General features: G+C 68.3%; 11 protein-coding genes and 1 riboswitch. Of the genes, 9 read left to right on the plus strand and 2 right to left on the minus strand.

What is annotated here, in order from left to right:
- Positions 1–25 precede the first annotated feature (25 nt).
- The 4 genes from FXO19_RS12590 to FXO19_RS12605 all read left to right on the plus strand — a co-directional run bounded on the left by FXO19_RS12590 (position 26) and on the right by FXO19_RS12605 (position 4321).
- Positions 26–787 carry a SapC family protein gene (locus FXO19_RS12590; RefSeq protein ID WP_149195462.1) on the plus strand — a complete coding sequence of 254 codons (762 nt, stop codon included), beginning with the start codon at positions 26–28 and terminating at the stop codon, positions 785–787.
- A 33-nt stretch (positions 788–820) separates the two neighbouring features.
- Positions 821–1912, plus strand: coding sequence for a cupin-like domain-containing protein (locus FXO19_RS12595; RefSeq protein ID WP_149195591.1), 1092 nt, complete (start codon positions 821–823; stop codon positions 1910–1912).
- Positions 1913–2013: 101 nt separating this feature from the next.
- Entirely contained in the window at positions 2014–3609 is a 1596-nt protein-coding gene (locus tag FXO19_RS12600; protein ID WP_149195463.1) for a tryptophan halogenase family protein, read from the plus strand.
- 16 nt (positions 3610–3625) lie between these two features.
- A complete protein-coding gene (locus FXO19_RS12605) occupies positions 3626–4321 on the plus strand; it encodes a DUF6445 family protein (protein WP_149195464.1) in 696 nt (231 codons plus the stop codon).
- Between the two features lie 298 nt (positions 4322–4619).
- Here FXO19_RS12605 and pyrF read toward each other — a convergent pair whose 3' ends face one another.
- The gene (pyrF, locus tag FXO19_RS12610; RefSeq protein WP_149195465.1) at positions 4620–5447 is read right to left on the minus strand and encodes an orotidine-5'-phosphate decarboxylase; all 828 of its coding nucleotides are present in this window, start codon (positions 5445–5447) and stop codon (positions 4620–4622) included.
- Between the two features lie 268 nt (positions 5448–5715).
- Positions 5716–7380, minus strand: coding sequence for an energy-dependent translational throttle protein EttA (gene ettA, locus FXO19_RS12615; protein WP_149195466.1), 1665 nt, complete (start codon positions 7378–7380; stop codon positions 5716–5718).
- 824 nt (positions 7381–8204) lie between these two features.
- Here ettA and glyA point away from each other — a divergent pair.
- The 5 genes from glyA (at position 8205) to FXO19_RS12640 (ending at position 13351) form a co-directional block, all read left to right on the plus strand.
- The gene (gene glyA, locus FXO19_RS12620; protein ID WP_149195467.1) at positions 8205–9473 is read left to right on the plus strand and encodes a serine hydroxymethyltransferase; all 1269 of its coding nucleotides are present in this window, start codon (positions 8205–8207) and stop codon (positions 9471–9473) included.
- A gap of 63 nt (positions 9474–9536) precedes the next feature.
- Entirely contained in the window at positions 9537–10070 is a 534-nt protein-coding gene (gene nrdR, locus FXO19_RS12625) for a transcriptional regulator NrdR (RefSeq protein ID WP_149195468.1), read from the plus strand.
- A complete protein-coding gene (gene ribD / locus FXO19_RS12630; protein ID WP_425481473.1) occupies positions 10067–11197 on the plus strand; it encodes a bifunctional diaminohydroxyphosphoribosylaminopyrimidine deaminase/5-amino-6-(5-phosphoribosylamino)uracil reductase RibD in 1131 nt (376 codons plus the stop codon). The genes nrdR and ribD overlap by 4 nt, the downstream gene beginning before the upstream one ends.
- 112 nt (positions 11198–11309) lie before the next feature.
- Entirely contained in the window at positions 11310–12068 is a 759-nt protein-coding gene (locus FXO19_RS12635; protein ID WP_149195470.1) for a class I SAM-dependent methyltransferase, read from the plus strand.
- Positions 12069–12395: 327 nt separating this feature from the next.
- Positions 12396–12611: riboswitch (FMN riboswitch) on the plus strand.
- Positions 12612–12748: 137 nt separating this feature from the next.
- Entirely contained in the window at positions 12749–13351 is a 603-nt protein-coding gene (locus FXO19_RS12640; protein WP_149195471.1) for a riboflavin synthase, read from the plus strand.
- Positions 13352–13439: the final 88 nt, after the last annotated feature.

The following is a 13439-nucleotide window of genomic DNA, read 5'->3' on the forward strand; positions in this document are numbered from 1 at the left end:
CGTCCGCTCTCTCGACGGAATCGAAATGGCACGATACGAGTTGCTCAACAACGTGGCGCACAAGGAACTGCGCGTGGTCACGCGTTTCGGCCGCGAGTTCGGCGACCAGGTCGGCATGGTGCCTGCGTTCCCGACCGAGTACGCGGAACTGCAACGTGAATATCCCATCTTCTTCCGCAAGGAGCGGGAAGGCGGCGAATACCAGTCGGTGGCCATGCTCGGCTTCGACAAGCAGGAGAACCTGTTCCTGCAGGGAGATCACTGGAATGCGTCCTACCTGCCCGGCTATGTTGCCAGGGGACCGTTCCTGATCGGCTTCCAGGAGCAGTGGGACGAGGGCGAGCTGCACAAGAAGCCGGTGATCCATGTCGACCTCGACCATCCGCGAATCAGTTTCGAGGAGGGCGAGCCGGTATTCCTCCCGCAGGGCGGGCACAGTCCCTACCTGCAGCACATCACCACCGTGCTGGGCGGTATCCACGACGGCGTCGAAGGCGGCAAGGCGATGTTCGCCGCGTTTGAGTCGATGGGCCTGATCCAGCCGGTCAAGCTGGAGGTCAAGCTGGATGCCGAGCACGGCGTGGACCTGACCGGGTTGTACGGCATCGACCGCGAACGGCTGGCCGCGCTGGAGGCCGACAAACTGCTTGCCCTGCACCGCTGGGGCTTCCTTGAAGGCGCCTTTCTCGTGCTGGCCTCGATGCACAACATGCGCCGGCTGATCGCCGAAAAGCAGCGCCGCCTGCGCCTGCAGGCCGAATCCGGGCCGACGGTGAATGCGGGCTGAGGCGGCCCGAGTAGTAGCATGGGCGCCATGAGCATGGGTGTCACAAGCACGGGTGTCACCAGCGCGGTCGTCACGGACAGTGGTGGTGCAAGCGCGGCCATCGGCGGCCGGGTCACGGCCCATGTCCGCGAACGCGAGGCCGGCGGGCCGGACGCGCTGCCACTCGACGAACTGCTGGCCGCAGGCGAGCCGGTGGTGTTGCGCGGACTGGCGCGCGACTGGAGCCTGGTGCGCGCGGGCCTGGAATCGCCGCGGGTGGCGATGGACCTGCTGCGCTCGCATTACAACGGCCGGCCGGTGCAGTACAACTGGGGCGAGCCGGAGACCGCCGGCCGGCCCTTCTATCGGCAAGACTTCACCCGGCTGAACTGCGAGGTCCGCCGCAACGGACTGGACCAGGTGCTGGACGAGCTGGCCTCGCTCCTGGACGAGCCGCGCCCGCCGACGTACTACGTCGCCTCTCTGCCGGTGGACAGCGTGTTGCCGGGGCTGCGCCAGGCCAACGACCTGGATTTCGCCGCCCACGGCGTGGACGCGCCGCCGAGCATCTGGATCGGCAACCGGGTGACCGCGTCCTGCCACTACGACGCGCCGAACAACATCGCCTGCGTCGCCGTCGGCCGGCGCCGATTCACCCTGTTCCCGCCCAACCAGATCGGCAACCTCTACCCCGGCCCGCTGGAACCCACGCCCGGTGGGCAGGCGGTCAGCGTGGTCGATTTCGCCGAGCCTGATTTCGAGCGCCACCCGCGCTTCCGCGAAGCGCTGGCGGCGGGGCAGGCGGCGCTGCTGGAGCCGGGCGATGCGATATTCATCCCCAGCATGTGGTGGCACCACGTGCAGGGACTGGACCCATTCACCGTGCTGGTCAACTACTGGTGGAGCAGCATGCCGGCGCACATCCCGACCCCGATGCACGCGCTCTATCACGCGCTGTGGACGATCCGCGATCGCCCGGAGCGGGAGAAGCAGGCCTGGAAACAGGTGTTCGAACACTACATATTCGGCCCTGCAGACGCGGCGGGCGCGCACCTGCCGGAGCAAGCGCGTGGCGTGCTCGGGCCGGTCGACGAGACGATGGCGCGACAGCTGCGGGCGATGCTGATGGACAAGCTTAATCGGTGATTCGTGATTGGTGATTGGCGATTCGCAGAAGGCTACGGCCGTTTTTGCTCTTGCGAATCACCAATCACGAATCACCAATCACGTCACTTAAGGGGAACAACGTGAGCGAGAACAGGATACGCAAGGTCGTCATCGCCGGCGGCGGCACCGCGGGCTGGGTGGCCGCTTGTGCGCTCACCCACCAGTTCCGCGACCTGCTCGACATCACCCTGGTCGAATCCGAACAGATCGGCACGGTCGGTGTGGGCGAGTCGACGATCCCGACGATACGCACCTTCCACCGCCTGCTGCAGATCGACGAGCGCGAGTTCCTCAGTTCGGTCGCCGGCAGCTTCAAGCTGTCCATCTCCTTCGAGAACTGGAAGCGTCCGGGCGACCGTTACTTCCATCCGTTCGGCACCACCGGGATGAACACCTGGTCGTGCGACTTTCACCAGTTCTGGCTGGACAGCCTGCGTCGCGGCATGAAGTCCGAACTGGGCGATTTCTGCCTGGAGACGGTCGCCTCGCGGGCCGATCGCTTCGCCCTGTTCGACCAGGCCGGTGCCGGCGCCCAGCAATGGTCCATGCGCTGGGTCAAGCCGGCCGCGCTGGAGCGCGCCGACGTCAGCTACGCCTACCATTTCGATGCGGCGTTGTACGCTGCGTTCCTGCGCCGCAAGTGCGAGGGCCGCGGCTTGACTCGCGTGGAGGGCAAGATCCGCGAGGTGCGCCAGGACCCGGGCAACGGCTATGTTCAGTCGCTGGTACTGGAGGACGGGCAGGTGGTCGAGGGCGACCTGTTTATCGACTGCACCGGTTTCCGCGGCCTGCTGATCGAACAGACGCTCAAGACCGGCTACGAGGACTGGAACAACTGGTTGCCGTGCGACCGTGCGGTGGCCATGCAGATCGAATCGGTCGAGCCGCCGGTGCCCTACACCCGCGCGATTGCCCACGAGGCGGGCTGGCGCTGGCACATCGCCCTGCAGCACCGGGTCGGCTGCGGCTGGGTGTTCTCCAGCGCGCACATGTCCGACGACGAGGCCGCGGCGAAGCTGGCGGCCGCCAACGGCAATGTGCCGGTGGTGCGCGAGCCGTGGGTCGTGCCGTTCCGCACCGGCCGCCGGCGCAAGGTCTGGAACAAGAACGTGGTCTCGTTGGGCCTGGCCAGCAGCTTCATCGAGCCGCTGGAGTCGACCAGCATCCACCTGACTCTCAGCGCGGTGACCCGACTGGTGCAGATGTTCCCGCACGCCGGCATCGACGAATCGATGGTGGACCGCTACAACGACGTCAGCCGCGCGGAACTGGAGCACGTGCGCGACTTCGTCATCATGCATTACCACCTCAATCAGCGCGACGAACCGCTGTGGCGCGAATGCCGCGAGATGCGCCTGCCCGACGAGTTGGCGCGGCGCATCCAGGTGTTCCGCGACAGCGCCTACGCCTGGCAGGGCGAGGATGAGCTGTTCCGGCTGGATTCGTGGACCCACGTGATGCTGGGGCAGGGCGTGGTGCCGCGCGACCACCATCCGCTGACGCGGGGGCTGGGCGATGCGGATCTGACGCGGCTGTTCGATGCCGTGCGCCAGCCGATCAACCGGGCGGTGGAGGCGATGCCGTCCCACGGGGAGTTCATCGAGCGCTACTGCCCGGCCGATCCGTCGGTATGGAGCCTGCGCCGCGCACCGATGCCGGCGCTGGCCGGCGCCTGAGCGGACCGCGCGCAGCATGATCCTGGAATCGCATCCGGACCTGCGCGTCGAGCGGCGCGCGATCGGAGCCGAGCAGGCCCCGCTGCTGATCATCGACAATGTCGTCGCCGACCCGCAGCGGCTGGTGCGCAAGGCCGCCGGCCGCCATTACACCGGCCAGCACAGCATGTTTCCCGGCATCCGCGCCCGTGCGCCGCTGTCGTACGAGGCCTTCCTGCAGGAGATGTTGACGCCGCTGCTGCCGGAGTTCGGGCTGGCACCGGGCAGGTTCGTGTTCCCGATGGCGCACTACTCGCTGGTGACCCTGCCGCCGCAACAGCTGGCGTTCCTGCAGCGGATCCCGCACATCGATTCGGTATCGGGCAACGGCCTGGCGACGGTGCACTACCTGTTCCACGGCGACTGGGGCGGCACCGCCTTCTATCGCCACCGTCAAACCGGGTTCGAGTACGTCGATGCGGAGCGTCGCGAGGCGTACTTCCGCTGCCTGGAGGGCGAAAGCCGCAGCAACGACGCCCCATCCGCCGGCTACATCGCCGGCGACACCGCCCTGTTCGAGCAGATCGAGCGGGTGGAAGGCGTGTTCAACCGGATGGTGGTCTACCGGCGCAATTCGCTGCATTCGGGCAACATCGACGACGGCCGCGTACCGCCGGCCGACCCGTTGGCCGGGCGGCTGTCGATCAATACCTTTATCGACGTGGTGCCGTGACAACCGGTCGAGGCAATGCACACGAGGCGATTTCGTAGGAGCGCGCCATGCGCGCGATGCCGGCATGGCCGGACGTGCACGGAATCGCCGCCGATCCGATCGGAGCCTCCCGCGGCATCGCGGCCATGGGCCGCTCCTACGGGGGCGGGCGTTCCGTAGGAGCGCGCCGTGCGCGATGCCGGCGTAGTTGGACGCACCCGGAATCGCCTTCGATCCCGCCGGAGCCTCCCGCGATTCTTTGTCGCCGCCATCGGGCACCTGGGGATGCGGCGGTTGGTGCGAAGAGGCGGTGAGCGCGTCAGCGGTAGCGGTTGATCGTCTCGCGCAGCTCGCCGGCCGCGGCGGCGGCCGCTTCGGCATAGTCGCCACCGCTGGATGCATACAGCACTGCGCGCGAGCTGCTGACGATCAGGCCGGTGCCGTCGGCGGTCTTCGCATTGCGTACCACCGCCTCGACGTCGCCGCCCTGCGCGCCGACGCCCGGCACCAGCAACGGCAGATCGCCGACGATCGCACGCACCTCGCGCAACTGCTCCGGCCAGGTCGCGCCGACCACCAAGGCGCAGTTGCCGTTGCCGTTCCACTCGCGCGCGATCGTTTCGGCGACGTGCTGGTACAGCGGGCGATCGGTGCGGCCGCCAGCGGAAACGACGAGGTCCTGCAGGTCGCCGGCGCCCGGGTTCGAGGTCCGGCACAGGATCACAACGCCCTTGTCGGCGCGATCCAGGAACGGCTGCAGCGAGTCGCGACCAAGGTACGGGTTGGCGGTGACCGCGTCGGCGCGGTAGCGGTCGAAGGCCTCGGCGGCGTAGTGCTGTGCGGTGCTGCCGATGTCGCCGCGCTTGGCATCGAGGATCACCGGGATGCCGGGATGCGCGGCATGGATGTGCGCGATCAGGCGGGCGAGGGCGTCTTCGGCGCCGAGGGCGGCGAAGTGAGCGATCTGTGGCTTGAAGGCGCAGGTGTGTTCGGCGGTGGCATCGGCGATGTCGCGGCAGAAGTTGAACACCGCGTCCGGGTCGTTGGCGAACTTCGACGGGAAGCGTGATGGCTCGGGGTCGAGGCCGACGCAGACGAGGGAGTTGGCGTGTTGCCAGCGGGTCTTCAGGGCGCTGATGAAGTTCATGAGGATCACATCTCCCCTCGGCTCGTCATCCCCGCGAAGGCGGGAGGTGCTTTTCAACAGCCCGAAGGGCTGGTCATCCAAGGACGTTGACTCTACAGGCAACATCTAAAGTCAAAATCAAGATCCAAGTCCCTGGATCCCGGCCAAGAGCATGCCGGGATGACGATTTGGCAAAGCCATGGCCGTTTTGCGGCCATGGGCCTGGATCCCGGCCTTCGCCGGGATGACGGACTGGCAAAGCCGCGCGCTGCGCGCGCGGGCCAGTCCGTCACTTCAACGCCTTGAACCGCAGGCGATGCGGCTTGGCACCTTCCTCGCCCAGCCGGCGCTTCTTGTCTTCCTCGTATTCGCGGTAGTTGCCCTGGAAGAACTCGACGTGGCTGTCGCCCTCGAAGGCGAGGATATGGGTGGCGATGCGGTCCAGGAACCAGCGGTCATGGCTGATCACGAACACGTTGCCCGGGAATTCCAGCAGCGCGTCCTCGAGCGCGCGCAGGGTCTCGATGTCGAGGTCGTTGGACGGCTCGTCGAGCAGCAGCACGTTGCCGCCCTGCAGCAGGGTCTTGGCCAGGTGCAGGCGGCCGCGTTCGCCGCCCGAGAGATTGCCGACCAGCTTTTGCTGGTCCTGGCCCTTGAAGTTGAAGCGGCCGATGTAGGCGCGCGACTGGATCTCGATGCCGTTGATGTTGAGGATGTCGGCGCCGCCGCTGACCTCCTGGAACACGTTGTGGTTGCCGGTCAGCGCCTCGCGGCTCTGGTCGACGTAGGCCAGCTTGACGGTCGGCCCGGTGACGATCTCGCCCTGGTCCGGCTGCTCCTGGCCGATGATCATCCGGAACAGGGTCGACTTGCCGGCGCCGTTGGGACCGATGATGCCGACGATCGCGCCCGGCGGCACGATGAAGCTGAGGTCGTCGATCAGCAGGCGGTCGCCGAACGACTTGGTGACGCCCTTGAACTCCATCACCGAGTTGCCCAGGCGCTCGCCCGGCGGGATGAAGATCTCGTTGGTCTCGTTGCGGCGCTGGTAGTCGACCGACTGCAGCTCCTCGATCCGGGCCAGGCGCGCCTTGCCCTTGGAGCGGCCGCCCTTGGCGTTGCTGCGCGCCCACTCCAGCTCGCGGGCGATCGCCTTCTGCCGCGCCTTCTCCTGCGATTCCTCGCGCTTTAGGCGGTCTTCCTTCTGCACCAGCCAGTCGCTGTAGTTGCCCTTCCACGGGATGCCGCGGCCGCGGTCGAGTTCGAGGATCCACTCGGCGGCGTTGTCGAGGAAGTAGCGGTCATGGGTGACGGCTACCACGGTGCCGGAGTAGCGGGCCAGGAATTCCTCCAGCCACTCCACCGACTCGGCATCGAGATGGTTGGTGGGCTCGTCGAGCAGCAGCATGTCGGGCTTCGACAGCAGCAGGCGGCACAGCGCCACGCGGCGCTTCTCGCCGCCCGACAGCGGGCCGATCTTGGCGTCCCACGGCGGGATGCGCAGGGCGTCGGCGGCCACTTCCAGCTGCTGCTCCAGCAGGTGCGCGTCGCCGGAGGCGAGGATCGCCTCCAGCTTCTGCTGCTGTGCGGCGAGCTTGTCGAAGTCGGCGCCTTCCTCGGCGTAGGCGGCATAGACCTTGTCCAGCTCGGCCTGCGCCTGCAGGATCTCGCCCACGCCTTCCTCCACCGCCTCGCGCACGGTCTTCTCCGGATCCAGCTCCGGTTCCTGCGCCAGATAGCCGACCTTGATGCCGGGCTGCGGGCGCGCCTCGCCGGAGTAGTCGGTGTCGACGCCGGCCATGATCCTGAGCACCGTCGACTTGCCGGCGCCGTTCAGGCCCAGCAGGCCGATCTTGGCGCCGGGGAAGAACGACAGCGAGATGTCCTTGATGATCTGGCGCTTCGGCGGCACGGTCTTGCTGACGCCGTTCATGGTGTAGATGTATTGCGACATGGAGGCTCCGGTGCAACGAAGTCCACCGCGCGGCATCGGCACGCGGGGCGGGTGGGGTACGGGGATACCGGCGATTATACCGGGCCCGCCGCGGCCAGGCTGCCCCTGCGCGCGAATGTCGCGGTGCGCGCTGGCTGGAATTCAGCCTTCTTGCGCGCGTCGGAAAGCGAAAAGCCGGGTCACGGGGGCGGGCCGCGGGATCCGCGCCAAGTCGCTCCCCGATACTCGCTTGGTTGGCACGAATCCCGCGGCCCGCTCCCCACCTCGCCGCGAACTGGTGGAAAAGCAGGGCGCGGTGGTCCGCCAATGCTGTTGCTGTTGCCGTTGCGACCGGTAGCGGTGAACTTCGACCATCGGGCGGGGTGGCGCCGCAACCAAGCGAGTATCGGGGAGCGACTTGCGGGGCCACCCCGCCCGATGGCCCGCCGCTGGCTGGAATTCAGCCTTTGTGCCGCGTAGAAAGCGACGAGCCGGTGTCGCGGGGCGGGCCGCGGGATCCACGCCAAGTCGCTCCCCGATACTCGCTTGGTTGGCGCGCATCCCGCGGCCCGCTCCCGAGTTCGCCGCGAGCTGGCGGAAAAGCAGGGCCGGTGCGTCCGCCAATGCTGTTGCTGTTGCCGTTGCAGCCAGCAGCGGTGAAGTTCGACCATCGGGTGGGGTGGCGCCGCAACCAAGCGAGTATCGGGGAGCGACTTGCGGGGCCACCCCGCCCGATGGCCCGCCGCGGCCGGTCACGGGAGGCTGGGCTTCCCCACAATCGCCCAAGCCCGCCCGCAGCGTGGCGGACGGTACAATCGGCGCCTGCCGAACCCCCTGGAGCCGGAATGTTCCCGCGTGATGCCCGCATCGAAGGTTACGACCCTGAACTGGCCGCGGCGATCGCCGACGAGCGCCGTCGCCAGGAGGATCATGTCGAGTTGATCGCCTCGGAGAACTACGCCAGCCCGCGCGTGCTCGAGGCCCAGGGCAGCGTGCTGACCAACAAGTACGCCGAAGGCTATCCGCGCAAGCGCTATTACGGCGGCTGCGAGTACGTCGACGTCGCCGAGCAGCTGGCGATCGACCGGGTCAAGCAACTGTTCGGTGCCGACTACGCCAACGTGCAGCCGCATTCGGGCTCGCAGGCCAACCAGGCCGTGTACTTCGCCCTGCTCAAGCCGGGCGACACCATACTCGGCATGTCGCTGGCCCACGGCGGCCATCTCACCCACGGCGCCAAGGTCAACGCCTCGGGCAAGCTGTTCAACGCGGTCCAGTACGGCGTGAACGACGAAGGCCTGATCGACTACGACGAAGTCGAGCGCCTCGCCGTCGAGCATCGGCCGAAGATGGTGGTCGCCGGGTTCAGCGCCTACTCGCAGGTGGTCGACTGGGCGCGCTTCCGCGCCATCGCCGACAAGATCGACGCGATCCTGTTCGTCGACATGGCGCACGTGGCGGGGCTGATCGCCGCCGGCGTCTACCCGAGCCCGCTGCCGCACGCGCACGTGGTCACCTCGACCACCCACAAGACCCTGCGCGGCCCGCGCGGCGGCATCATCGTCGCCAGCGGCGCCGGCGAGGAGATCGAGAAGAAGCTGCAGTCGATCGTCTTCCCCGGCATCCAGGGCGGCCCGCTGATGCACGTCATCGCCGCCAAGGCGGTCGCGTTCAAGGAAGCGCTGGAACCGGAATTCAAGACCTACCAGCAGCAGGTGGTGAAGAACGCCCAGGCGATGGCGGAGACGATCGTCGCGCGCGGCTACAAGATCGTGTCCGGCGGTACCCGTAATCACCTGATGCTGGTCGACATGATCGGCAAGGGCATCACCGGCAAGGCCGCGGAAGCGGCGCTCGGCAAGGCGCACATCACCGTCAACAAGAACGCCGTGCCGAACGACCCGCAGAAGCCCTTCGTCACCTCCGGCCTGCGCATCGGTACCCCCGCGGTGACCACGCGCGGCTACGGCGAGCGCGATTGCATCGACCTAGCCGGCTGGATGTGCGACGTACTCGACGCCCCCGAAGACGAAGCCGTGATCGCCGCCGTCCGCGAAAAAGTCACCGCCCAGTGCCGCGAGTATCCCGTCTACGAGCAAGGAGTGAGTGGATAGAAGTGAGAAACGAGGAAGAGCCGCTCCACTCGTTCCTCACTCCTCACCACTATTTCCTGCTTTATGCATTGTCCTTTCTGCCAGCACGTAGACACCCGCGTCATCGACTCGCGCGTTTCCGAGGACGGTGCGACGATCCGTCGCCGGCGCGAGTGCGAGGCCTGTGGTGAGCGGTTCTCCACCCTCGAGACGATCGAGCTCAAGCTGCCGGTGATCATCAAGGGCGACGGCCGTCGCGAATCTTTCGACGCGCGCAAGCTGCGCCTGGGCTTCGACCGCGCGCTGCACAAGCGGCCGGTGTCGGAGGAGCAGATCGAGGCGGCGGTGCGCGCGGTGGTGCACCAGCTGCGCATGACCACCGAGCGCGAGATCTCCTCGCGGTGGGTGGGCGAGTTCGTCATCGCCGAGCTACGCAAGCTCGACCACGTCGGCTTCGTGCGCTTCGCCTCGGTGTACCGCTCGTTCGAGGACGTCGCCGACTTCCGCGAGGAACTCGACCGGCTCGAGCGCGACCTGCCCGGCGAAGGCCAGCTGCCGCTGCTGACAGGCGACGTGGTGCCGTTCGACAAGGGCACCGGCAAGGGCCGCAAGCGATGATGAGCGGCGACACGAATCACGAATCACGAATCACGAATCACGGCTTTTCAGCCACCGACCACGCCATGATGGCCCGCGCGCTGCGGCTGGCCGAGCGCGGCGCCTGGACGACCAAGCCCAATCCGATGGTCGGTTGCGTGCTGGCGCGTGGCGACGAGGTCGTCGGCGAAGGCTGGCACCAGCGCAAGGGCGGACCGCACGCGGAGGTGCTGGCGCTGCAAGCGGCGGGCGAGCGCGCGCACGGCGCCACCGCCTACGTCACCTTGGAGCCGTGCGCGCATACCGGCAGCACCGGACCCTGCGCCGATGCATTGGTCGCCGCAGGCGTGGCGCGGGTGGTGGCCGCGATGCGCGATCCGTTTCCGCAGGTCGACGGCAAGGGTTTCGAACGGCTGCGTGCCGCCGGAATCGACGCCGTCTCGGGGCTGATGGAGGAGCAGGCGCGCGCGCTCAACTGCGGATTCCTGTCGCGGATCGAGCGCGGCCGGCCGTGGCTGCGGGTGAAGCTGGCGATGAGCCTGGACGGCCGCACCGCGTTGGCCAATGGCGATTCGCAATGGATCACCGGCGAGGGCGCCCGCGCCGACGTGCACCGCTGGCGCGCGCGCAGCGGCGCGATCCTGTCCGGCGCCGGGACCATCCTCGCCGACGATCCGCGGTTGACCGTGCGCCTGCCCGATGGCGCGGAGTTCGTGCCGCCGCTGCGCGTGGTGCTGGATCCGGGCCTGGCCACCGTCGCCCGCGGCCGCGTACGCGAAGGCGATGCGCCGACCCTGTACCTGCACGCGCCCAACGTGAAGCCGCCGCGCGAACTCGACGCGGCGCGTGCGGCGGTCGTCACCCGCGACGGCAATCTCGACCTGGAGGCAGTGCTGAAGCTGCTGGCCGAGCGCGAGATCAACGAGGTCCACGTCGAGACCGGCGCGACCCTGGCCGGCGCGTTCCTGTCCGCGGGCCTGGTGGACGAGCTGCTGCTGTACGTCGCCCCGGTGCTGCTCGGCGATCGCGCGCGGCCGCTGTTCGCGGGACTGCGCATTGAAGAAATGGCGCAGCGGTTCCAGCTGCGCGTGATCGAGACGCGCGTGGTCGGCGACGATCTGCGGCTGCTGCTGCGGCCCGCCTCGTAGAGCCGAGCTTGCTTGGCTGCGGGCTGCGGGCTGCGGGGCTCCGGAGCCGGGAGCAGCGGAGCGAGTTCCGCTCTATGGGGCGGGGACGGGCTTTGGCGCTGGCGAGGCGGGCATGACGGACAAGACGGCATTTCAGGATCATTTCTCCGCGGTTGCGGCGGAGTACGCGCAGGCGCGGCCGGAATATCCGGAGGCGCTGTTCGACTGGATCGCCGTGGCCGCGCCCGCGCGCGGCCTGGCCTGGGAAGCCGGCTGCGGCAGTGGCCAAGCCAGCCGCAGCCTGGCGACGTGTTTCGCGCAAGTCCATGCCAGCGACCCCAGCGCCGCGCAGATCGCGCAGGCGCACGCGCCGGAGAACGTGCATTTCGCGATCGAGCCCGGCGAGCGCTGCAGCCTGGCGGATGCTTCCGTGGACGCGGTTTGCGTGGCGCAGGCATTGCACTGGTTCGACCGCGCGGCGTTCTTCGCCGAGTGCGCGCGGGTGCTGCGGCCGGGCGGGCTGCTGGTGGCCTGGGGTTACCAGGACATCGAGACCGACCCGGCGATCCGCGCCGCGGTCGACGCCTTTCGCGACGACATCGCCGCCTGCTGGCCGCCCGAGCGCGCACTGGTCGACAGTGCCTATGCCGGCTTCGAATGGCCGTTCGCCGCGGTCGAGGCGCCGTCGTTCGCCATGACCGCGGAGTGGCCGCTGGCGCGCTTGCTGGGCTATTTCGGCAGTTTTTCGGCGACCAAGCGCTATCGCGAACAGCGTGGCGAGGATCCGGTGTCCCGCAACGCGCCGGCAATCGCCGCGGCCTGGGGCGATCCGGACCGCCCGCGCGCCCTGCGCTGGCCCCTGTTCGTCCACGCCCGCCGCAAACCCGCGTAGGAGCGCGCCATGCGCGCGATGCCGCGGGCAGCTCGGCCCCTGGAGCTCCGATCACCGGCATGCCTCCGGTGCACGACGGGACCGTCGATGGCCGGGGCCGGATACACCCGCGGCATCGCGCGCATGGCGCGCTCCTACGGGAATCTGGTTCGCGCGATGTCTGGGTGCAGGGCCCGCCATCGATGGAACATCGTGTCTCTGTCGGTGATGGCCTTGTCTCGTGACGAAGAGGACTGCCTGGCGCGGTCTTTTCCCACCGCGACGGATAGATCTGCCTGGCGCGTGTAGAATCCCCGTGCCGGTTCGCCGGTGATCCAGAACACAACCAGACGTCTTCAGGGCGGGGTGGAAGTCCCCACCGGCGGTAGGCGCGGCGCTTCTGCGAAGCCGTCGCGCGAGCCCGCGAGCGCTTGCGGCGGTTTCTTCGGGGGCGCCCAGGGTCAGCAGATCCGGTCCAATGCCGGAGCCGACGGTCCGGGAATCGATGCGCGGCGCGGTGCGCCGGACAGCGGTTCCCCACAGTCCGGATGAAAGAAGACGACATGCGCGGCCGGCGGCTGCGCGCATGTCCCGCGCCCGGGACGTTTTTCGCTTCCACTGCGGGAAACGTGCATGTCCCAACCGTTCCGTTCCGTCCCGTCCACCGTCCTGCGCGATCGCGTCGCGCGGGAGGCGTGCTGATGTTTACTGGCATCATCGAAGGCGTCGGCCGCTTGATCGCGCGCGTGCCGCGCGGTGGCGACGTGCGCCTGCACGTCGACGTCGGCTCGCTGCCGTTCGACGACGTGCGCACCGGCGAGAGCATCGCGGTCAACGGCGTCTGCCTGACCGTGATCGCGTTCGATGCCGCGTCGTTCCAGGCCGATGCCTCCAATGAAACCCTGGCCCTGACCACGCTGGGTGGGCTGGCCGACGGCGCGGCGCTCAACCTCGAGCGCGCGATGCGGCCCGACGACCGCCTCGGCGGGCACCTGGTCAGCGGCCATGTCGACGGTATGGGCCGGGTCGAGCGGATCGAACCGGACGCGCGCGCGCAGCGCTGGCGCTTTTCCGCGCCGCCCGGCGTGCTGCGCTACGTGGCGAAGAAGGGTTCGATCTGCGTCGACGGCGTCAGTCTTACCGTCAATGCGGTGGACGATGCCGGGTTCGAGGTCGCGCTGATCCCGCACACCGTCGGCAACACCGCTTTCGCGTCCACGGCGCTCGGCGACGCGGTGAACCTGGAGGTCGACCTGGTGGCCCGCTACGTGGAACGATTGATGGGAGCAGGCGCCGCGCGCTGAGCCGCCGTCGCCGTCATCCCAGCGCAAGCTGGGATCAATTTTGATCTTTGGCCCTGACCTCACGAGCGCGAAAGCAACCGCAAATGGG

Source organism: Luteimonas suaedae (assembly GCF_008312895.1).
In the GTDB taxonomy this organism is placed as follows: domain Bacteria; phylum Pseudomonadota; class Gammaproteobacteria; order Xanthomonadales; family Xanthomonadaceae; genus Luteimonas; species Luteimonas suaedae.